17 protein-coding genes are annotated in these 20,524 nt (G+C 60.8%); 6 read left to right on the forward strand and 11 right to left on the reverse strand.

Annotated elements, in window-relative coordinates:
- Positions 1 to 28: 28 nt before the first annotated feature.
- The gene (oadA, locus tag ACTD9P_RS04125) at positions 29 to 1,837 is read right to left on the reverse strand and encodes a sodium-extruding oxaloacetate decarboxylase subunit alpha (protein WP_438866804.1); all 1,809 of its coding nucleotides are present in this window, start codon (positions 1,835 to 1,837) and stop codon (positions 29 to 31) included.
- A 101-nt stretch (positions 1,838 to 1,938) separates the two neighbouring features.
- Positions 1,939 to 3,354 carry an acetyl-CoA carboxylase biotin carboxylase subunit gene (locus ACTD9P_RS04130; RefSeq protein WP_003213442.1) on the reverse strand — a complete coding sequence of 472 codons (1,416 nt, stop codon included), beginning with the start codon at positions 3,352 to 3,354 and terminating at the stop codon, positions 1,939 to 1,941.
- 196 nt (positions 3,355 to 3,550) lie between these two features.
- Between ACTD9P_RS04130 and ACTD9P_RS04135 the strand changes: the two genes are divergently transcribed.
- Positions 3,551 to 4,525: a LysR family transcriptional regulator gene (locus tag ACTD9P_RS04135; RefSeq protein ID WP_438866805.1), complete on the forward strand. Its 975-nt coding sequence runs from the start codon at positions 3,551 to 3,553 to the stop codon at positions 4,523 to 4,525.
- Here ACTD9P_RS04135 and ACTD9P_RS04140 read toward each other — a convergent pair.
- The 3 genes from ACTD9P_RS04140 to ACTD9P_RS04150 all read right to left on the reverse strand — a co-directional run bounded on the left by ACTD9P_RS04140 (position 4,455) and on the right by ACTD9P_RS04150 (position 8,760).
- Positions 4,455 to 4,649 carry a PA3496 family putative envelope integrity protein gene (locus ACTD9P_RS04140; RefSeq protein WP_017135775.1) on the reverse strand — a complete coding sequence of 65 codons (195 nt, stop codon included), beginning with the start codon at positions 4,647 to 4,649 and terminating at the stop codon, positions 4,455 to 4,457. The two genes, ACTD9P_RS04135 and ACTD9P_RS04140, sit on opposite strands and share 71 nt — an antisense overlap.
- Before the next feature lie 208 nt (positions 4,650 to 4,857).
- Entirely contained in the window at positions 4,858 to 5,724 is an 867-nt protein-coding gene (gene hexR, locus ACTD9P_RS04145; protein WP_003177007.1) for a transcriptional regulator HexR, read from the reverse strand.
- A gap of 162 nt (positions 5,725 to 5,886) precedes the next feature.
- Positions 5,887 to 8,760: a putative bifunctional diguanylate cyclase/phosphodiesterase gene (locus tag ACTD9P_RS04150; RefSeq protein WP_438866806.1), complete on the reverse strand. Its 2,874-nt coding sequence runs from the start codon at positions 8,758 to 8,760 to the stop codon at positions 5,887 to 5,889.
- Positions 8,761 to 9,039: 279 nt separating this feature from the next.
- On the opposite strand from ACTD9P_RS04150, the gene uvrD reads away from it, so the two are divergent.
- The 3 genes from uvrD (at position 9,040) to ACTD9P_RS04165 (ending at position 12,934) form a co-directional block, all read left to right on the forward strand.
- The gene (uvrD, locus tag ACTD9P_RS04155; protein WP_219337475.1) at positions 9,040 to 11,223 is read left to right on the forward strand and encodes a DNA helicase II; all 2,184 of its coding nucleotides are present in this window, start codon (positions 9,040 to 9,042) and stop codon (positions 11,221 to 11,223) included.
- Between the two features lie 295 nt (positions 11,224 to 11,518).
- On the forward strand, positions 11,519 to 12,391 hold the full coding sequence (locus tag ACTD9P_RS04160) for a Tim44 domain-containing protein (RefSeq protein ID WP_058421089.1): 873 nt from the start codon (positions 11,519 to 11,521) through the stop codon (positions 12,389 to 12,391).
- 135 nt (positions 12,392 to 12,526) lie between these two features.
- On the forward strand, positions 12,527 to 12,934 hold the full coding sequence (locus tag ACTD9P_RS04165) for an SMI1/KNR4 family protein (RefSeq protein WP_017135771.1): 408 nt from the start codon (positions 12,527 to 12,529) through the stop codon (positions 12,932 to 12,934).
- Positions 12,935 to 13,099: 165 nt separating this feature from the next.
- Here the strand turns inward: ACTD9P_RS04165 and ACTD9P_RS04170 are convergent, their stop codons facing one another.
- Positions 13,100 to 14,863 carry a cation:proton antiporter gene (locus ACTD9P_RS04170; RefSeq protein WP_438866807.1) on the reverse strand — a complete coding sequence of 588 codons (1,764 nt, stop codon included), beginning with the start codon at positions 14,861 to 14,863 and terminating at the stop codon, positions 13,100 to 13,102.
- 292 nt (positions 14,864 to 15,155) lie between these two features.
- Between ACTD9P_RS04170 and ACTD9P_RS04175 the strand changes: the two genes are divergently transcribed.
- The gene (locus ACTD9P_RS04175; protein WP_003213461.1) at positions 15,156 to 15,641 is read left to right on the forward strand and encodes an acyl-CoA thioesterase; all 486 of its coding nucleotides are present in this window, start codon (positions 15,156 to 15,158) and stop codon (positions 15,639 to 15,641) included.
- 129 nt (positions 15,642 to 15,770) lie between these two features.
- Here ACTD9P_RS04175 and pdxY read toward each other — a convergent pair whose 3' ends face one another.
- Positions 15,771 to 16,643: a pyridoxal kinase PdxY gene (gene pdxY, locus ACTD9P_RS04180; protein WP_438866808.1), complete on the reverse strand. Its 873-nt coding sequence runs from the start codon at positions 16,641 to 16,643 to the stop codon at positions 15,771 to 15,773.
- A 117-nt stretch (positions 16,644 to 16,760) separates the two neighbouring features.
- On the opposite strand from pdxY, the gene ACTD9P_RS04185 reads away from it, so the two are divergent.
- Positions 16,761 to 17,156, forward strand: a complete 396-nt coding sequence (locus ACTD9P_RS04185; protein ID WP_058421086.1) for a DUF3301 domain-containing protein — start codon at positions 16,761 to 16,763, stop codon at positions 17,154 to 17,156.
- Here ACTD9P_RS04185 and ACTD9P_RS04190 read toward each other — a convergent pair.
- From ACTD9P_RS04190 to dksA, 4 genes are read right to left on the reverse strand one after another with little or no spacing between them, the layout of a single operon-like run.
- A complete protein-coding gene (locus ACTD9P_RS04190) occupies positions 17,150 to 18,112 on the reverse strand; it encodes a CobW family GTP-binding protein (RefSeq protein ID WP_438866809.1) in 963 nt (320 codons plus the stop codon). The genes ACTD9P_RS04185 and ACTD9P_RS04190 overlap by 7 nt on opposite strands.
- 42 nt (positions 18,113 to 18,154) lie before the next feature.
- Positions 18,155 to 18,799 carry a DUF1826 domain-containing protein gene (locus tag ACTD9P_RS04195; protein ID WP_438866810.1) on the reverse strand — a complete coding sequence of 215 codons (645 nt, stop codon included), beginning with the start codon at positions 18,797 to 18,799 and terminating at the stop codon, positions 18,155 to 18,157.
- The gene (zigA, locus tag ACTD9P_RS04200) at positions 18,799 to 20,004 is read right to left on the reverse strand and encodes a zinc metallochaperone GTPase ZigA (protein WP_058421083.1); all 1,206 of its coding nucleotides are present in this window, start codon (positions 20,002 to 20,004) and stop codon (positions 18,799 to 18,801) included. Before zigA ends, ACTD9P_RS04195 begins: the two co-directional genes overlap by 1 nt.
- A 27-nt stretch (positions 20,005 to 20,031) precedes the next feature.
- A complete protein-coding gene (dksA, locus tag ACTD9P_RS04205; RefSeq protein ID WP_438866811.1) occupies positions 20,032 to 20,436 on the reverse strand; it encodes an RNA polymerase-binding protein DksA in 405 nt (134 codons plus the stop codon).
- Positions 20,437 to 20,524 lie beyond the last annotated feature (88 nt).

Below are 20,524 nucleotides of genomic sequence, written 5' to 3' on the forward strand. Positions count from 1 at the left end.
GGATTAAGCGGTAGTGTCGAAGGCTGGATCAGCCTTCGATTTCAATCAGGATTTCGCCAGGGTTGACCCGGTCGCCCTTGGCCACATGAACGGCGCTGACCTTGCCGGCAATCGCTGCCTGCACTTCGGTTTCCATCTTCATGGCTTCGGTAATCAGCACGGCCTGGCCAGCTTTGACCACATCGCCTTCCTTGACCAATACGTCGACGATGTTGCCCGGCATCGCCGTGCTGACATGGCCCGGCTCGGTTGCATGCTTGCGCTTGCTGCCGCCGCTGCTGACAAACTCGTTGAGCGGTTCGAACACCACTTCTTCGGGCATGCCGTCGATGGACAGGTAGAAGTGCCGCTTGCCTTCGGCCTTGACGCCGACACCGGTGATGTCCACGCGGTAGCTTTCGCCGTGTACGTCGATGACAAACTCGGTCGGCACGCCTTCACCACCGGCACGTGCCACGCCGCCGGCTTCAGGGATCGGCAACAGCACTTCAGGCGCCAGGGTGCCGGCGTCGCGCTCTTCGAGGAACTTGCGCCCGATGTCCGGGAACATGGCGTAGGTCAGCACGTCTTCTTCGGACTTGGCCAATGCGCCGATTTCGCCGCGCAGCTTGGTCATCTCCGGCTTGAGCAGGTCGGCAGGGCGATGGTCGATCACCTCTTCGCTGCCAATGGCCTGGCGACGCAGCTTCTCGTTCACGGTGCCCGGCGCCTTGCCGTAGCCGCCTTGCAGGTAGAGCTTCACTTCGTTGGTGATGGTTTTGTAGCGCTCGCCGGCCAGCACGTTGAAGAACGCCTGGGTGCCGACGATCTGCGAGGTCGGCGTGACCAGCGGCGGGAAGCCGAGGTCTTCACGCACACGCGGGATTTCGGCCAGCACTTCGCTCATGCGGTTGAGTGCGCCCTGCTCTTTCAATTGGTTGGCCAGGTTGGAAATCATCCCGCCAGGCACCTGGTTGACTTGCACGCGGGTGTCGACGGCAGTGAATTCGCTTTCGAACTGGTGGTACTTCTTGCGCACGGCGTAGAAGTACAGGCCAATCTCCTGCAGCAGTTCCAGACTGAGGCCGGTGTCGAATTCGCTGCCTTTGAGGGCGGCGACCATCGACTCGGTGCCTGGGTGGCTGGTGCCCCAGGCGAAGCTGGAAATGGCGGTGTCGATATGGTCGGCACCGTTTTCGATCGCCTTGAGTTGGCACATCGCAGCCAGGCCGGCGGTGTCGTGGGAGTGGATGAAGATCGGCAGGCTTTGCTCAGCCTTCAGCGCCTTGACCAGCTCGCCGGTGGCATACGGCGTCAGCAGGCCAGCCATGTCCTTGATCGCCACCGAGTCGCAACCCATGGCTTCCATTTGCTTGGCCTGGGCCACAAATGCCTCGATGGTGTGCACCGGGCTGGTGGTGTAGGCGATGGTGCCTTGGGCGTGTTTGCCGGCGGCCTTGACCGCTTCGATGGCCACGCGCAGGTTACGCACGTCATTCATGGCGTCGAAGATGCGGAACACATCGATGCCATTCACAGCAGCCTTGGCGACGAAGGCTTTAACCACGTCGTCGCTGTAGTGGCGGTAGCCCAGCAGGTTCTGGCCACGCAGCAGCATTTGCAGGCGTGTGTTCGGCAACGCGGCGCGCAGTTTGCGCAGGCGCTCCCACGGGTCTTCCTTGAGGAAGCGCACGCAGGCGTCAAAGGTCGCGCCGCCCCAGACTTCCAGGGACCAGTAGCCGACTTTGTCGAGCTTGTCGCAGATCGGCAGCATGTCGTCGGTGCGCATGCGGGTCGCCAGCAGCGATTGGTGGGCGTCGCGCAGGATGGTGTCTGTAACGAAGATCTTCTTAGTCATTGGTATCTCCTCATAGCGGCAAGTCTCAAGCTATAAGCTGCAAGAAAAAGCCAATCTGCTTTTACTTGCCGCTTGTAGCTAAAAGCTCGCAGCTGTTTCATTCATAGGCCTGCGTGGGCGGCGATGGCGGCGGCGATGGCCAGGGCCAGCTCTTCGGGTTTGCGCTTGATCGAGTAGTTGGTCAGCTCAGGGTGGCTTTCCACAAAGCTGGTGTTGAACTGGCCGCTGCGGAATTCCGGGTTGCGCAGGATTTCCTGGTAGTAGGCGGCGGTGGTCTTCACGCCTTGCAGGCGCATGTCATCCAGGGCACGCAGGCCGCGGTCCATGGCTTCTTCCCAGGTCAACGCCCACACCACCAGTTTCAGGCACATGGAGTCGTAGAACGGCGGGATGGTGTAGCCGGTGTAGATCGCCGTGTCGGTGCGCACGCCGGGGCCGCCGGGCGCGTAGTAACGGGTGATCTTGCCGAAACTTGGCAGGAAGTTGTTCTTTGGGTCTTCGGCGTTGATACGGAACTGCAACGCGAAACCACGGTGCTGAATGTCTTCCTGTTTCACCGACAGCGGCAGGCCCGAGGCGATGCGGATCTGTTCACGCACGATATCGATGCCGGTGATTTCTTCGGTGATGGTGTGTTCCACCTGCACCCGTGTGTTCATTTCCATGAAGTACACCTCGCCCTCGGCGAGCAGGAACTCCACGGTGCCGGCGTTCTCGTAACCCACGGCCTTGGCCGCGCGCACCGACAGATCACCGATATAGGCGCGCTGTTCAGGCGTCAATTGCGGGCTTGGAGCGATTTCGATGAGCTTCTGGTTACGACGCTGGATCGAGCAATCGCGCTCGAACAGGTGCACCACGTTGCCAAAGCTGTCACCGAGGATCTGCGCCTCGATGTGCTTGGGATTGACGATGCATTTTTCCAGGAACACTTCCGCCGAACCGAACGCCTTGGTGGCCTCGGAAATGACACGGGGGAAGGCTTGTTCAAGTTCTTCGCGGCTGTTGCAGCGACGGATACCGCGACCGCCACCACCGGAGGTGGCCTTGAGCATCACCGGGTAACCAATGCGGTCGCCTTCGGTGAGGGCTTCGGCGATATCGGCGACGTTGCCTTCGGTGCCCGGGGTCACCGGTACGCCAGCCTTGATCATGCTGCGGCGCGCTTCGGTCTTGTCGCCCATGCGGCGGATCACTTCGGCGGACGGACCGATGAACTTGATCCCGCGTTCGGCGCAAATATCCGCCAGTTCAGCGTTTTCCGAGAGAAAGCCGTAGCCTGGGTGCAAGGCGTCACAACCGGTTTCCACGGCCAGGTTCACCAGCTTGCGCGGGTTCAGGTAACCGGCCAGCGGCTCGGCACCAATGCTGTGGGCTTCGTCAGCACGTTTAACGTGCAACGCGTGGCGGTCGGCGTCCGAGTAAACCGCGACCGAGCGAATGCCCATCTCGGCGCAGGCACGCACGATACGTACGGCAATTTCACCACGGTTGGCGATCAGGATCTTTTTTATCACTTGGAAATTCCCTTGAGCCGATTGCTGCGTTCTACGACCCATTGGATCCGGGTCGGCGCGTGACCAAATGTTTCATGACAGTCGCGAGACACACACTATGCGCACAGGAGGATTAACAAAAATCAATAATTATTGGGCTGTGTATAAGTAAAGACTTATAGTTGGCCGGACGGCCTTGGGCGAGAGGAATAAAATAATGCGTAAGTCATTGATGCGTATGACATTGCGTCAACTTCAGATCTTCAATGAAGTGTGTGATTTACGCTCCTACAGCCGCGCAGCCGAGGAAATGTCTCTCACGCAACCGGCCGTCAGCCTGCAAATTCGCCAGCTTGAAGAGCTGATCGGCCAGCCGCTGTTCGATTACGTCGGCAAAAAGCTCTACATGACTGAAGCGGCAGAAGCCTTGCAGCGGGCCAGCCGGGATATTTTCGGGCGCCTGGAAAACCTCGATATGCAGCTGTCGGACATGCAGGGCTCGCTGCAAGGCCAGCTGAAGCTGGCGATCGAATCCAGCGCCAAGTACTTCGTGCCGCACCTGTTCGCGGCCTTTAAACGCCAGCACCCGGAGGTGCAGTTGCACCTTACGGTGGTCAACCGCGCCCAAGTGATTCGCAGGCTGTCGGACAACCGCGATGACTTGGTGATCATGTCCATGGTGCCCCAAGACATGGGCCTGGAATTCCTGCCGTTTCTGAATAACCCGATTGTTGCCGTCGCGCCGCTCGACCACCCGCTGAGCCTGCAAGGGCCACTGCGCCTTCAAGACCTGGAACCCTATACGCTGCTCATCCGCGAACCAGGTTCCGGCACGCGACTGGCCTGCGAGGAGTACTTCAAGGAAAAACGCGTGCACTTCACCCAGACGGTGGAAGTGGCCTCGGCCGAGGCGCAGCGCGAGTGCGTGAATGCAGGGTTGGGCGTGGCGTTGCTGACGCGCCACGCAGTCAACCTGGAGCTGGCCACCGGCGGGCTCAAGGAGCTGCCGGTAGAAGAACTGCCGCTGTACCGCAGTTGGTGCCTGGTGCAAGCCAAGGCCAAGCGCCTGTCACCGGTGGCCCATGCGTTCCTGGGCTTTATCCGCAGCGAACGCGTACAGATCAGCGCGCTGGCTGAGCGTTTCGCTGGGCAGCCGCGGGTGCCTGCCAGTGGAGTTCCGGGTAGTCACTGATGCTCTGGAGCAGTTGGCGCTCCTCGCAGCGGTCTTCGATTGCGCGACGGAACGCCATGCGGCGCTGGTCTTCTTGCTGACGACGAGTTTTGACGGTGCTGCTGTCTTCGTAGTGCCGGGCCATTTCGAGTCTCCCAATGCGAGTACGGGGAGTACAGAATGGGCGCAAGGGATGACGGTTTGGCGGCGCGAGGGTTACAGGACGATGAATCTTCTGAACTGATCGTTCCCACGCTCTGCGTGGGAATGCAGCCTTGGACGCTCCGCGTCCCGCGACGCAGAGCGTCGCAAGAGACACTCCCACGCAGAGCGTGGGAGCGATCAAAACCCCACTAATCGTCGAGGGCTTTGACCGACTTGGGCGACAACCGCAGGCTGCGCAAGCTGCGCTTCACGCTCTTGAGGTGGTTGACCAGGCTCGGCCCGCGCGCCATGGCCACGCCCATCGCCAACACGTCGATCACCACCAGATGCGCAATACGCGAGGTCAGCGGCGTGTAGATCTCGGTGTCTTCGTGCACGTCGATCGCCAGGTTGACCGTCGACAGCTCCGCCAACGGCGTCTGGCTCGGGCACAGGGTGATCAACGAAGCGCCGCTTTCACGCACCAAGTTGGCGGTGATCAGCAGGTCTTTGGAGCGCCCCGACTGGGAAATGCAGATGGCCACGTCGGTCGGCTTCAAGGTCACCGCCGACATCGCCTGCATGTGCGGGTCGCTGTAGGCCGCTGCGGTAAGCAGCAGGCGGAAGAATTTGTGCTGGGCATCGGCCGCTACCGCGCCGGACGCACCGAAACCATAGAACTCCACGCGCTGGGCCTGGGACATGGCGGTCACGGCCTTCTGCAACTCCACCGGGTCAAGCTTCTCGCGCACTTCCATCAGCGTGTGCAAGGTGGTGTCGAAGATTTTCAGGCTGTAGTCGGCGACGGAGTCGTCTTCATGGATAGCAAACTGCCCGAAGCTCGCACCGGCCGCCAGGCTCTGCGCCAGCTTGAGTTTCAAATCCTGGAACCCGGAGCAACCGATGGCACGGCAAAAGCGCACGATGGTCGGCTCACTGATGCCCACGCTGTGGGCCAGGTCGGCCATGGAACTGTGCATCACGGCCGCAGGGTCAAGCAGCACGTGATCGGCAACCTTGAGTTCCGATTTGCGTAACAGGTGGCGCGACTGGGCGATATGTTGCAACAGGTTCAAAGGGCAGGACTCTTGTTATTGGCAGACGCCAGGGATGTAGCAAGCTTGTAGTTATACTACAAGAATTGTCGTTTTGCCCGCGCGATGCATCACTAAATCGCCCTGATGCCCTTTGAATCAGCGGGCAGCCGCCTTGTAGCCACAGGGGCGGCGCGGCGGTCTTTATGGAAAGTCGGTATTTTTTCGTAATAAATCTGCCAGCCCTTCAGCGGCCATAGGCCGGCTGATCAAGTAACCCTGTACTTCATCGCAGCGTTCGCCGCGCAGGAAATCCAGCTGCTGCTGGTCTTCCACACCCTCGGCCACCACCTTGAGCGCCAACCCGTGGGCCATGGCGATGATTGCGCGAGTGATGGCCGCATCTTCCCGGCCCTGGCCAAGCCCGCGGATAAACGTCTGGTCGATCTTCACGTAATCCACCGGGATGCGCTTGAGGTAGCTCAGGGATGAATACCCGGTGCCGAAGTCATCAATGGCCAGCTTCACGCCCAGATCGCGCAGTTGCTGGAAGGTGGCGATGATGTGCTCAACGCTGTCGAGCAGTTGGCTTTCGGTCAGCTCCAACTCCAGGTATTGCGGGTCCAGGCCGGTTTCTTCGAGCACTTGGCGCACCAGGCTGACCAACTTGCCCTGGCGCAGCTGATGCACGGAAAGGTTCACCGACACCCGGATCGGCGCCAGCCCCTGGCGCTGCCATTCGCACGCTTGCCAGCAAGCCTGGCGCAGCACGAATTCGCCCAGCGGCACGATCAGGCCGGTCTCTTCGGCCAAGCCGATAAAGTCCCCCGGCGGCACCATGCCCCACTGCGGATGCTCCCAACGCACCAACGCCTCGGCGGCGTTCAGTTTGCCCGTGGCCAGGCACAGTTTCGGTTGATAGAACACCGTGAGTTGGCGCTCGTCGATGGCCTTGCGCAGATGGTTTTCCAGCTGCAAACGCTCCAGCGTGCTGGCTTGCAGGCTGTCGGTGTAGAACTGGAAATTATTGCCGCCCAAATGCTTGGCATGCTGCATGGCCATGTTCGATTGGCTGACCAGCGCAGAAATTTCCCGCGCATTATCCGGCAGCAAGCTGACACCCATGGAGGCGCTGACCACCAGCTCATGCCCCTCCACCGTCACCGGCACCCGCAATTTGGCAAGCAGCCGCGTGGCCACCCGTGCCAGGCTCGACAGGCTGCCGTAGGCATCGAACAGCACCGCAAACTCATCACCGGACAGGCGTGCGATGGTGTCGGCTTCGGGCAAGGCATTGATCAGACGACGGGCCATTTTCTGCAACAGTTGGTCGGCGACTTCATGGCCGAGGCTGTCGTTGAGCAGCTTGAAGCGGTCCAGGTTGATATGCAGCAGCGCCAGGCTGCGCCCGCCTTGGCGCACCCGCGCGTGCGCCTCACGCAGGCGTTCGCGAAACAGCGAACGGTTGGCCAGGCCGGTCAGCTCGTCGTAGTGAGTGAGGTAGCGCATGCGCTCCTCGGATTCACGCCGCGCGGATAGATCGGCGAAGAAGCCCACAATATGGCTGACTTTTCCCCGAGCATCGCGCACCACATTCAATTGCAGCCATTGCGGGTACAGCTCGCCGTTCTTGCGCGTTTCGACCAACTCGCCCTGCCAGGTGCCATGGCTGAGCAGTGCCTGGCGGATCACCGGGAAGTGCCGGCGGGCGTCGCGACTGCTGGGCAGCTCGACAACATTGCGGCCGATCATGTCGTCGATTTCAAAGCCGGTGACGCGGCTGAAGGCCTGGTTGACGGCGATCAGCACGTACTCAGGGTCCAGAATCACGATGCCTTCGCTGGCCGCTTCGAACACCGTCGAGGCCAGGCGTTGCTGTTCCTCCAGGGCCTTGTCGGCGCTGATGTCACGGCGGGTGCCGAGCATGCGCGTGACGCGACCGCTGGGCGTGCGCTCCACGGCACGACCACGGTCTTCGATCCACACCCAATGGCCGTCGCCATGGCGCACGCGGTATTCCACTTGGTAATCCTCGCTGCGCCCTTTGAGGTGCTCCACCAGCGCACGCTTGAGCAGCGGCAAGTCTTCGGGGTGCAGGCGTGGCTTGAGGTGGCTGAGCATCGCCGTGACGTACTCGGGCTCCAGGCCAAACAACTCTTTGAGCTGGGTGTGATGCACCTCGTCGGTTTGCAGGTTCCAGTCCCATAGGCCCAACTCACTGGCTTGCAGGGCCATGGCCAGGCGCGCTTCACTTTTATTCAGGGCCAGGCTGGCGGCGTCCAGTTCCTGGCTGCGTTGCGTCACGCGGTCTTGCAGGCCGATTTGGGCGTCGCGTAATTCCTGTTCGACCTGGCGACGTTGGCCGACTTCGCGCACCAGTTCCTGATTCAACTGCTCGCTGCGTTGCTGCGCCTGCTGAAGATGCTCGATCAGCGCCTGGTTCTGAAAGCGCCGCAACAAACCGCGCTGGATCAGGCGGTTGACCTGCCAGGCCACCAGGCTCAATGAGGCCAGCAGGATCAGGCCAAGCACGCCCCAACCTTGTTGCTGCGCAGTGCCGTTCCAGAACAGATAGACAATCGCCGGCACCAGACACGGCACGGCAAAGGACAGGAACGCCGGCAAACTCACGGCATAGGCCACGCTGGCCGATAGCGTCGCGGCGCCGATCAGGCCAAACACCCAGGCCTGCTGCATAAAGCTGTCCGCCGGCACCAGGGCGATGGCGGCGGTGGCCAGGGTCAAGCCACTGACCGCCGAGCCGAGCATGAACATGCGCCGCCAGATCGGTAGGGCCTGGCGGCTGGGCATCGCCGAATCGAACGCCGCCACCTGGATCACGCGCAGGGCCACCAGGGCGAGCAGCCAGACCAGCCAGATGCTGTCCAACAGGTATTGCTTGGGGTTCCACAGCAACCAGGCGCAGACCAGGCCGTTGACCAGCATCAATAACGTCGGCAGCAAGGAGCCTTGATACAACAGGCGAGTGCGCTCGACCGCCATCTCGGTTGCATAATGTTTACGGATGACCTGCGCGGGCGCCACCGAGGGGCCAAACAGGTCGGGACTGAGGGTCATAGGCAGTGTTCTTATAATGGTGAGCCCGAAACGTGGACGGAGCATACACAAGCAAGCGCTTGGGCCAAACTGCTCCAAGTCATAAAAACCACACGGTTTTTACACACAACCTTCGTGGCCAAAGCGCTTGAGCTAGACCCTGCGCGGGCTGTGGGCCATGACTTACCGGTCATCACCGCCAGCAGAATGTTTGCACGGCCAGGATCGCCCGGAAAGTTTTGTATCGACCACCCGGCATTGGGATTTGCCCGACTCCCCGCAGCACCCTAGAATGCGCCGATGCGCGATGATCTCTCCCTTTTGCTGAACTCCCTCAACGATGCCCAACGCCAGGCTGTCGCAGCCCCCGTTGGCCGTCAGTTGGTCCTGGCCGGTGCTGGCTCCGGTAAAACCCGAGTGCTGGTGCACCGTATCGCCTGGTTGATCCAGGTCGAAAACGCGTCCCCGCATTCCATCCTGTCGGTGACCTTCACCAACAAGGCCGCTGCCGAGATGCGTCATCGCATCGAGCAGTTGATGGGCATCAGCCCCGCCGGCATGTGGGTAGGCACCTTCCACGGCCTGGCGCATCGTCTGTTGCGGGCGCACTGGCAGGAAGCAGGCCTGGCCCAGACCTTCCAGATTCTCGACAGCGATGACCAGCAACGCCTGGTCAAGCGGGTGATCCGCGAGCTGGGCCTGGACGAGCAACGCTGGCCGGCGCGTCAGGCGCAATGGTTTATCAACGGTCAGAAAGACGAAGGCCTGCGCCCGCAACATATCCAGGCCAGCGGCGATTTGTTTCTGGCCACCATGCGCAGCATTTATGAAGCCTACGAGGCCGCCTGCGTGCGCGCCGGTGTGATCGACTTCTCCGAGCTGCTGCTGCGCGCCCTTGACCTGTGGCGCGACAACCCAGGCTTGCTGGCCCATTACCAGAAACGCTTCCGGCACATTCTGGTGGACGAGTTCCAAGACACCAACGCCGTGCAGTACGCCTGGTTGCGCCTGCTGGCCAAAGGCGGCGACAGCCTGATGGTGGTGGGCGACGACGACCAGTCGATCTACGGCTGGCGCGGCGCGAAAATCGAAAATATCTACCAGTATTCCGACGACTTCCCGGACGCGATCACCATCCGTCTGGAGCAGAACTACCGCTCCACCGCCGGCATCCTCAAGGCCGCCAACGCCTTGATCGCCAACAACACCGGGCGCATGGGCAAAGAACTGTGGACCGACGGCGGCGAAGGCGAGGCGATTAACCTGTACGCCGCATTCAACGAACACGACGAAGCACGCTACGTGGTGGAAACCATCGAAAGCGCGTTGAAAACCGGCCTGGCGCGCAGCGATATCGCGATTTTGTACCGCTCCAACGCCCAATCGCGGGTACTTGAAGAAGCCTTGCTGCGCGAGCGCATTCCGTACCGCATCTATGGCGGCCAGCGCTTCTTCGAGCGTGCTGAGATCAAGAACGCCATGGCCTACCTGCGCTTGCTGGAAGGCCGTGGCAACGATGCGGCGCTGGAGCGGGTGATCAACATCCCGGCGCGTGGCATCGGTGAGAAAACCGTTGAAGCGATTCGCGACCACGCCCGCCACGCCGATGTGTCGATGTGGGAATCCATGCGCTTGCTGATCGCCAACAAGGGCCTGACCGGCCGCGCCGCTGGAGCGCTGGGCGTGTTTGTCGAGTTGATCGAGAACCTGGCGGCCAAATGCGCGGAAATGCCGTTGCACTTGATGACCCAGACGGTGATCGAGCAGTCCGGCCTGATCGCCTATCACGAAGCGGAAAAAGGCGAAAAAGGCCAGGCTCGGGTGGAAAACCTTGAGGAACTGGTCAGCGCTGCCCGCGCCTTCGAAAACACCGAGGAAGATGAAGAACTGACGCCGCTCGCCGCCTTCCTCGGCCATGCGTCGCTGGAAGCCGGTGATACCCAGGCCGATGAGCATGAAGACAGCATCCAGCTGATGACCTTGCACAGCGCCAAGGGCCTGGAATTTCCGTATGTGTTCCTGGTGGGCATGGAAGAAGGCCTGTTCCCGCACAAGATGAGCCTGGAAGAGCCCGGCCGCCTCGAAGAAGAACGCCGCCTGGCCTACGTGGGCATCACCCGCGCCATGCAGAACCTGGTGATGACCTACGCCGAGACCCGACGCCTGTACGGCAGCGAGACCTACAACAAGGTGTCACGCTTCGTACGTGAAGTGCCGAAAGGTCTGATCCAGGAAGTGCGCTTGTCCAACAGCGTCAGCCGCCCGTTCGGCGGCGGCCAGCAGCAGAACTCCAGCAGCATGTTTGCCGGCTCCGAAATACCGGAAACCCCATTCAGCCTTGGCCAGCAGGTCAAGCATGCGATTTTCGGCGAGGGTGTGATCCTCAACTTCGAAGGCGCCGGCGCCCAGGCACGTGTGCAGGTGAACTTCGCCGAAGGCAGCAAGTGGCTGATGATGGGTTACGCGAAGCTCGAAGCCGTCTGACGGGGGCGCCTCATGATCGTTCCCACGCTCCGCGTGGGAATGCATCCAGTGACGCTCTGCGTCACCCCTTCAAAGCGGGACGCGGAGCGTCCCAAGCGGCGTTCCCACGCAGAGCGTGGGAACGATCTGCGGTGGCGCCCTTGTTTTTAAGCAGTACGGGCCAATATCTGAGATAAGTCCTACAGGCCATTCTGAATCGGTCTTACGCAAAAGCCCGAAACATTATGTCGCTAGCCACTGTCACGACACCTGTGCAACATGGCGCGCGTGCAATCCACAAATGGGAATTCCCTTTATGAAACGTTTTCTTAGCATCGCCATGGCGTTGTGCATCGGCCTGACGATGAGCCTCGACGCCAACGCCAAGCGCTTCGGTGGCGGCAAAAGCATGGGCTCGGCGCCGACTCACCAGACCAGCCAAATGGCTCCTTCCGCCGGTGGCGTGGGCGGCGCAGCCGCGACCGCAGGCGCAGCCGGTGCTGCTGGCGCTGCCGCCAAGGCCGGCGGTGCTTCGCGCTGGTTGGGCCCACTGGCCGGTATCGCCGCCGGTGGCCTGCTCGCTTCCATGTTCATGGGCGGCGGCTTCCAGGGCATGCAGATCTTCGACATCCTGATCCTGGCGGTCATCGCCTTTGTGATCTTCCGCTTTATCGCCGCCCGTCGACGCAAGCAGCAGGAGCACCTGGCTCCAGCCGGCGCGCCGATGCAGCGTGAAGTGTTCGAGCAAAAACCCGCCATGGGCTCGATCTTCGGTGGTTCGGCCGCGCCTGCTGCCGCCCGTCCGGTGATCAACGCACCGGCCTGGTTCAACGAAGAACGTTTCGTCGAAGCGGCCCGCAGCCACTTCCAGTCCCTGCAGCAGCACTGGGACGCCAACGAAATGGACAAGATCGCCGAGTTCGTGACCCCGCAACTGCTGGAGTTCCTCAAGCGCGAACGCGCCGAAATCGGTGATGCGTTCCAGTCGACTTACATCGACGACCTGCGCGTGCAGCTGGACGGTGTGGATGATCGCGCCGACAAGACCATCGCCACCCTGACCTTCAGCGGTGTGTCGAAGACCTCGCGTTTCGACCAGGGCGAAGTGTTCAGCGAAAGCTGGAACATGGAACGCCCGCAAGGCGAGAACCAGCCTTGGCTGGTCGCCGGTATCCGCCAGAACGGCTGATAACCGCACGCTTGAGCACTTGGTAATAAAAACCCCGGACATGTTCCGGGGTTTTCTATTTCGCGGTTGCACTTATAGCGAGCTACTGTATAAAACGCCCTATTAACCGCGCCAACTAGCAAGAGGATCCCGGCCGTGGAAGAAATCATCGAACAATTGCGTGAAGCCAACGAACCGGTCCCGGTTCCTCTGGAGCTGCCTGACGAAGATCAGATTGTGGAAATCGAGGAACAACTGTTCATCGACATCCCGTTTGTCTTCCGTGAATTCCTGCTGACTGTCAGCGACGTGGTGTACGGCAGCCTGGAACCGGTGACCGTCACCGACCCGCAGTCCCACACCTACCTGCCGGACGTTGCCGCCAACGCCTGGGACGCTGGTGTTGACCGCAGCATGATCCCGATCTGCCAGGACGGCGATGACTACTACTGCGTCGAAGAAGACGGCACCGTGGTGCTGTGGTCCGGCGAAGAAGAACTGGTCACCGAAGAAACCTGGGAATCGGTGTGGCACTGGGCGCGGGACGTCTGGCTGGAAAGCTGAGCCCCAAAACCTTAGGTGACCCCGCTTTTGTGGCGAGGGAGCTTGCTCCCGCTGGGCTGCGAAGCAGCCCTAACCAGGGCAAAGCGTTTTTCCAGGCGTGGCGAGGTGACTGTTTTAGGGCTGCTGCGCACCCCAGCGGGAGCAAGCTCCCTCGCCACAATGACATCAGTGCTCCGGCGTATCTTTGTGGTTATCCAGGGTCTCCAGCAAGGCGACCTGCATCCGCGTATGCACGCGGATGAACCACCGCCAGAGCACCGCCGCCACCGCCGCCGTGACCACGGCAATCAGCCCCAGCAACTTGTTGGTCGGCAAAATACTCGCCGACAAGGCTGCCAATAGCAGGAAGATCACCAGCAGCGACAGGACCGGGATCACCTCTGCGATCACCCTTCGCACACGCTGGGTATGCCGCCCGGCCATCTCCGGTTTCACACTCATCTCCGCCAGCAGCATCGACAGCGCCTTGAGCTTGCGATACGCCGCAATCAGAAACGGCAGCGACAGCAGCAACGCCCCACCCCAGATCAATGCTTTCTGCCAGCTCGGATCACTGATCCAGCCTTGCAGATACCCGCCAATGCGCGCCGCGAAGAAGCTCCCGGCAAAGAAGATCGCGATCACCAGCGCCAGGTTAACCCCCACTTGCAGGATGATCTTGCGAATCATCGACGCCAGCATCGCGCCCTCACCTTGGGGCTGAATGCTGCGCAACCATTCGCCATACAGGCCGAACACCCGGCTCATGCGCTTGGGCATTACCGCGGCAATCTTCAACGACAACGGGTCAGCGCCGCGAATCAGGTACGGCGTGAGCAGCGTGGTGATCGCCGAAACCGCCACCGCCACCGGATAGAGGAAGTCGCTGGTCACCTGCAAGGTCATGCCCAGCGCGGCGATGATGAAGGAAAACTCGCCAATCTGTGACAGCCCCATGCCCACACGCAGTGAAGTACGGCCATCATTGCCGGCAATAAACGCCCCCAGGCCGCAGGACAGCATCTTGCCCAGCACTACCGCCACGGTAATCACCGCGATTGGCCAGGCGTACTGCAGCAGGATCTGCGGGTCGATCATCAAGCCAATGGCGACAAAGAAGATTGCGCTGAACATATCGCGAACCGGCTCGATCAAGCGCTCAATTTTAATCAACTGGCGAGATTCGGCCATGATCGCGCCGATCAGGAACGCGCCCAGCACCATGCTGTATTCGAGCTTGACCACCAGCAGGCAAAAGCCGAAACACAGGCCCAACACGGTGATCAGCAGCATCTCGTTACTTTCAAACTTGGCCACATAGGCCAGCAGGCGCGGTACCAGCAAAATGCCGATCACCAACGCCACGATCATGAACAGTGACAGTTTGCCGACTGTGGAGAACACCTCGCCGGAACTTACCGTGCCGCTGACGGCGATGCTCGACAGCAAGGCGATGATGCCGATGCCCAGGATGTCCTCGACGATCAGCACGCCGAAAATCAGCTGGGCGAAACGCTGGTTCTTCATCTTCAGGTCATTGAGCGCCTTGACGATGATGGTGGTCGAGGAAATTGCCAGGATCGCGCCGAGGAACAGCGAGTCCATGGTGTTCCAGTCGAACCAGCGGCCGATCTCGTAGCCGATCCAGATCATCAGGATGATTTCCAGGAAGGCCGCGATAAACGCCGTGGCGCCGACCTTGAACAACTTGCGCAGGCTGAACTCCAGGCCCAGACAGAACATCAGGAAGATCACCCCCAGCTCAGCCAGGGTCTTGATGGTGTCTTCGTCGTGGATCAAACCGAACGGTGGCGTGTGAGGGCCAATGATGAACCCGGCGACGATGTACCCCAGCACCACCGGCTGCTTGAGACGGTGAAACAGGATGGTGACAACCCCTGCCACCAACATGATCACGGCCAAGTCCTGGATAAAGCTGATGGCGTGCATGGCGAGGGGCTCCTTGAGGGGTACTGGCGCTTTTCCCACTTCCGCACGCGCCCTTGAACAGTCGCGAAGCGCGGAAGGAAAAGTCTGCCTTGATCGTAAGAAATGCCCTGAGATGGGCTTTTGAAGGTTAACACCGCGACTTCCGGCAGAAAGCCGGTGCAATATATGGAAACAGATCGGCATTCGCGTGACGGCAAGCCGCCCATTGGCGTCCCGTTAGGGAGAGCGCTGTAAAGATTCCAGCACCCGTAGAGGTGTCCCCCAACCAATGCCTACAACCCGTGAGTGTGCTATGGAACCCGGAAACGCCCAGCTGTCGATGACGGTATTGATGACCCCTGACATGGCCAACTTCTCAGGCAATGTTCACGGCGGCACCCTGCTCAAGTACCTCGACGAAGTGGCCTACGCCTGCGCAAGCCGTTACGCGGGCCGTTATGTAGTGACGCTGTCGGTCGACCAGGTGATTTTTCGCGAGCCGATCCATGTCGGCGAGCTGGTGACCTTCCTGGCCTCGGTCAACTACACCGGCAACACGTCGATGGAAGTGGGCATCAAAGTGGTGACCGAGAACATCCGCGAGCGCTCGGTGCGTCACACCAACAGCTGCTTCTTCACCATGGTGGCCGTGGACGACCAGCGCAAACCCGCCGCCGTGCCGCCGCTGCAGCCGCAGAACAGCGAAGACAAGCGCCGGTTTGTACAGGCGCAGCAACGCCGGCAGATCCGCCAGGAGCTGGAGAAGCGTTACCAGGAAATCAAAGCCGACGGGCCGTAAGTCTGGAATTGTAAGCCGGGTCAAATGTGGGAGCGGGCTTGCTCGCGAATACGGTGGGTCAGCCACACATGTATTGACTGGCACTGCGCTTTCGCGAGCAAGCCCGCTCCCACATTTTGATCTGTGTGGTTACAAACCGATGGGTGTTGCTTCAAAGCGCACACGCGGATGCGCGATGCGATCCTGGGCTCGCACCAGCTCCAGCTCGTAACTGGCGCAGGCCTGGGTTTCCAGCAGCACTTCATGCACCGCTGCGGCGGTGAATTCGAAGGCCGCCAGCAGGCTGTCGCCCAACAGCACACGCGCCAGGAACAACCCCGACGTCAGGTCGCCCACGCCCACCGGCTGACGCGGAAACGCCAGCAACGGCCGGCGCAAGTGCCAGCTGCCTTCTGCTGTGACCAGCAGCATTTCGAAACCCTCCGGCAGCTTGCCCGGATAATCCAGGTGTTTGACCAATACCGCCTTCGGCCCACGGGCCAGCAGCGCCTTGGCCATCGCCAGGCAATCGAACAGCGATTGCGGCTTGCGCCCGGCAAAGCTATCCAGCTCCAGTTGGTTGGGGCACAGGAAATCCGCCATGGCCGCCGCCTCGTCCAGCAGGAAATCGCTCACTTCCTGGGGCACGATGCAGCCCTTTTCCGGATGGCCCATGACGGGGTCGCACACGTACAGGGCTTTAGGGTTAATGGCCTTGATACGTGCCACGCCGGTCAAAATCGCGCGGCCCTGATCGGCACTGCCCAAGTAGCCGGACAGCACCGCGTCGCAGTTACCCAGCTCGCCAATCGCGGCTATGCCTTCTACCAGCGCCGGAATTTGCTGCGGCGCCAGCACTTCGCCCGCCCACTGGCCATACTGAGTGTGATTGGAGAACTGCACGGTGTTCAGCGGCCAGACGTTCACCCCGACCCGCTGCATGGGGAACACGGCGGCGCTGTTTCCGGCGTGGCCAAAGACCACATGAGACTGGATCGCAAGCAGATGAGGTGTGCGTTTCATGCGGGAGATTTCCGTAAAGCCGTTAGAATTCTGGCCGCGCAGTATGCGACTAAACGCAGCCTGTACGACAGACCAGCGACACAGTTAAGCTGCTCTCACTTTGTTGGAGTTCATCGCATGCTGACCCTGGGAAACATCTTCGTGTTGATGCTGTTGGCGACCGGTGCCGCCTGGGTGTGGCACAACCACGGCCTGCGCGAAAAGGCGCTGGAGCGGGTCAAGCAGCATTGCGCCAAGCTGGATATCGAACTGCTCGACGGCGCGGTGGCGCTCAAACGCATCGGTTTTGTGAAAGATGCCAATGGTCGGCGCCGCTTGGCGCGCATTTATAACTTTGAGTTCACCGTGACCGGCGAAGCCCGCCATCCTGGGACTATCACTCAGTTCGGCGCCCACAGCGCGCAGATCGAATTGGCGCCCTACCCGTTTGAGATTAAAACGCCGCTGCCCAGCGCCGAAGTCATTGAGCTGAGCCAATGGCGCCAGGATCACGCCAGCAAGACCCGTCACTGACGGCAGGCGGCCAGCGCGCTCTGTAGCCCAGCCACGTCCTGTGGCTGGCTGAAAATCAACTCAATACGTGAATCACGGCGCCACTCGCTGGGTTGCCAGGTGAGTGGACTATTATCCACAGCGTTAGCCGACACCCAGGTAACGCCGCTGTGGATAACCAGCTTGGCACGGCGCCATTCATGGCCTGACAGCCAGCTGTGCAGGCGCGCAATGTCGAACGACTGGCTCGGATGCCAGCGCCAACCGATACTCCAGCCGCCTTCCTGAGCCTGGCTCAAGCAAATGGGCAACGCAGGATCAGTCCAGATCGCCGGTATCTGTGCCAGGCCTTTGGGCACGTCTAAGTTATCCACAGCCGCGCCTGCCTGTTCATTCAGGCCGGGCAATTGCGTCAGTGGCAATTGCGCCTGGCGTGTCCAGTAAATCGGGCAAGCAGGCAGTTGCTGTTCTATGGCCTGGCGCTGTGAGGCATCCAACGCTTCATCTTTGTTCACTACCAGCAAACCGGCGCTGGCCAGCGCTTCCTGCTGCGCTTGCGGCAATGCCTTACCCGCGGCCAACGCTTGGGCATCCAATACCAACACACACGGCTGAACCGCGAGCACGCCCTGCCATGGCGCCTCGCGCAACTGCTTGAGCAACTGCGCCGGATGACCCAAGCCCGAGGGCTCGATAAACAGCCGATCCGGTTTGGCCTTACGCAGCAGGCGGCCAAGCCCTACCTGGAACGGTGCACCATTCACACAGCACAAACAGCCACCGGCCACTTCGCCCAGGGCAATGCCGTCGTCGTCCTGTGTAAGCAAGGCAGCGTCCAGGCCGATTTGCCCGAACTCATTGATCAACACGGCCCAGCGCTCGTTGGCCGGGCGTTGGGCCAGCAGGTGTTTGATCAGGCTGGTCTTGCCGGCGCCCAAAGGCCCGGCGATCACGTGAGTAGGAATGTTCTGCAGCATGGGGCTTCATTCAGGCCGGGTAGAGCGCTTGATCCTACGCGGTTATGCGAGCCAATCCAGCGTCAGGATCAACCGGCGCTCGTCGGCCTTGAGCGCGGGTGAGCGATGGATCAAGCCATGGTTCTCGTTGCCGTGCCATTTTGTGCCCTTGAGCAAGGCCACTTCGCCGCAGTGGACCTGCTCGATACGCTCGGTGGGTTCCGCGTCGGGCTGGCTGAGCTTACGACGGTCCATCACGCCTTCACGCAGCCACTGGCTGCCGACGCCGGCGTAGGTGGTGATCAGCCGAACCGGCACATGATCGACGTGAAAACGCGGGCACATGGCCTTGTCCAACAGCCGCAACCGCACGCCAATGCGCTTGGCGCCGAGCAAACACGCAAACGCGCTGACCAGCCAGGACACATCGGCGATAAAACCCTCGTAGCCTTCAAGGTCGCGGCAACTGGACGCCAACCCCTGCAAATTCGGCACAGCGTCCTCGCTGTCGAGCTCAATCACCATGGAATCGGCCAACGGCTCATTGAGCGCCACCAGCAAGGCGCCGAATTCGGCGATATGCAGGGGCAACTGGCGCTGCCACAGCGCCAGGTTGACGTCGTTTTCGAGGATGTCCGACAGCGCCAGCGGGGTTTCACCACGGGTTTGCCGGATCACCGGGCGTAAGGGAATTACCGGGGCCAGCATCAGGCTACCTGCTCATACCAAGGGCCAAAGGGGTCGGCCAACTGGCGCCAGCCTTCGACGCCCAGGGCCATTTCTTCATCATTAAGCAAGCACGCGTCCAGCTCGGCGCGCATCTGGGCGAAGTCGATGTTCTGCCCGATAAACACCAGTTCCTGTCGGCAGTCGCCGGTGCTCAATTGCCAGTTGCCCATGATCGCCGCCACGCTTTCCTCATCTTGAGGCCACTGGCTTTTCGGCACAAAACGCCACCAGCGACCGGCAAAGCCATGGCGCATCAAACCGCCGGCCTGGGACCAACTGCCCGCATCCTGATGCTTGCTCGCCAGCCAGAAAAAGCCCTTGGAGCGCAGCAGTTTGCCGTTCACCCAAGGGCGGTCGATAAAGTCGAAGAAGCGTTGCGGATGAAACGGGCGACGCGCGCGGTAAGCGGTGGAGGCGATGCCATATTCTTCGGTTTCCGGCACGTGCTCACCGCGCAACTCCTGCAGCCAGCCCGGCGCTTGCGCTGCGCGTTCGAAGTCGAAGCGGCCGGTGTTGAGGATCTTGTTCAGCGGCACTTCACCCATCACCATCGGAATGATTTCCGCCTGCGCATTGAGGCGCTCAAGGATGGCCATCAACTCCTCGCGTTCGCGGCTGCTGATCAGGTCGATCTTGCTGATCAGGATCACGTCGGCGAATTCGATCTGCTCGATCAGCAAATCGGTGATGGAGCGTTCGTCGTCTTCGCCCAGGGTTTCACCCCGGGAAGCCAGGCTTTCGGCAGCTTGGTAATCGAGCAGGAAATTCATGCCGTCGACCACGGTGACCATGGTGTCCAGGCGCGCGATATCGGCCAGGCTTTGCTCGTTTTCATCACGAAACGTGAAGGTTTCGGCCACGGGCAGCGGCTCGGAAATGCCGGTGGACTCGATCAACAGGTAATCGAAGCGACCTTCCTTGGCGAGCTTTGTGACTTCTTCCAGCAAGTCTTCACGCAAGGTGCAGCAGATGCAGCCGTTGCTCATCTCCACCAGTTTTTCTTCGGAGCGATTCAGGGTGACGTCGCGCTGCACCTCGCTGCCGTCGATATTGATTTCACTCATGTCGTTGACGATCACCGCCACCCGCAGGTTTTCGCGGTTGCGCAGAACGTAGTTGAGCAGCGTGCTTTTACCGGCGCCGAGAAAGCCGGACAGCACGGTAACGGGAAGGCGATTGGTCATCAGGTAGTCCTCATCAGGGTTGGCCGGTCAAATCGCCCGTTTATGGCGTTCGCGCAGCTCTTCACGTTCTTTGGCTTCGATACACAGGGTGGCGGTGGGGCGCAGCAGCAGGCGTTGCAGGCCGATGGGCTCGCCGGTTTCGCGGCACCAGCCGTATTCGCCGCGGGCCAGCAGTTCGAGGGCGTCGTCGATCTTGTCCAAGAGCTTTTTTTCGCGCTCCAGCAGGCGCAGCTGCCATTGGCGCTGCTCTTCGGCGCTGCCGATGTCGGCCAGGTCGCTGTTGGTTTCCTGCTCGCGCAGCAGTACAAATTCGGCCTCGATACGCGCCTGCAAGTCGTCGCGCTGGGTCAACAGCAGCGCTCGGAAGAAACCTTGCTGAGCGTCATTCATGTAATCGGCGGGCGGTTGGGCCAGAAGGTCTTGTTCAGTCATGGAAAGCGGTTCACGGGTCAGGCTGTTTGTTAATGTTATAGTATAACAATACAAATAAGCCAATCCCCGCTTGCTCGCCACGACGAAG

This window comes from Pseudomonas onubensis (genome assembly GCF_965653655.1).
Lineage (GTDB): Bacteria > Pseudomonadota > Gammaproteobacteria > Pseudomonadales > Pseudomonadaceae > Aquipseudomonas.

Coding starts and splice junctions, on each gene's coding strand:
- ACTD9P_RS04175 (WP_003213461.1), top strand. CDS start 15,156: ATGGAACCCGGAAACGCCCAGCTGTCGATGACGGTATTGATGACCCCT.
- ACTD9P_RS04160 (WP_058421089.1), top strand. CDS start 11,519: ATGAAACGTTTTCTTAGCATCGCCATGGCGTTGTGCATCGGCCTGACG.
- ACTD9P_RS04195 (WP_438866810.1), bottom strand. CDS start 18,799: ATGCTGGCCCCGGTAATTCCCTTACGCCCGGTGATCCGGCAAACCCGT.
- zigA (WP_058421083.1), bottom strand. CDS start 20,004: ATGACCAATCGCCTTCCCGTTACCGTGCTGTCCGGCTTTCTCGGCGCC.
- uvrD (WP_219337475.1), top strand. CDS start 9,040: ATGCGCGATGATCTCTCCCTTTTGCTGAACTCCCTCAACGATGCCCAA.
- ACTD9P_RS04170 (WP_438866807.1), bottom strand. CDS start 14,863: ATGCACGCCATCAGCTTTATCCAGGACTTGGCCGTGATCATGTTGGTG.
- ACTD9P_RS04185 (WP_058421086.1), top strand. CDS start 16,761: ATGCTGACCCTGGGAAACATCTTCGTGTTGATGCTGTTGGCGACCGGT.
- pdxY (WP_438866808.1), bottom strand. CDS start 16,643: ATGAAACGCACACCTCATCTGCTTGCGATCCAGTCTCATGTGGTCTTT.
- oadA (WP_438866804.1), bottom strand. CDS start 1,837: ATGACTAAGAAGATCTTCGTTACAGACACCATCCTGCGCGACGCCCAC.
- ACTD9P_RS04135 (WP_438866805.1), top strand. CDS start 3,551: ATGCGTAAGTCATTGATGCGTATGACATTGCGTCAACTTCAGATCTTC.
- dksA (WP_438866811.1), bottom strand. CDS start 20,436: ATGACTGAACAAGACCTTCTGGCCCAACCGCCCGCCGATTACATGAAT.
- ACTD9P_RS04150 (WP_438866806.1), bottom strand. CDS start 8,760: ATGACCCTCAGTCCCGACCTGTTTGGCCCCTCGGTGGCGCCCGCGCAG.
- ACTD9P_RS04190 (WP_438866809.1), bottom strand. CDS start 18,112: ATGCTGCAGAACATTCCTACTCACGTGATCGCCGGGCCTTTGGGCGCC.
- ACTD9P_RS04140 (WP_017135775.1), bottom strand. CDS start 4,649: ATGGCCCGGCACTACGAAGACAGCAGCACCGTCAAAACTCGTCGTCAG.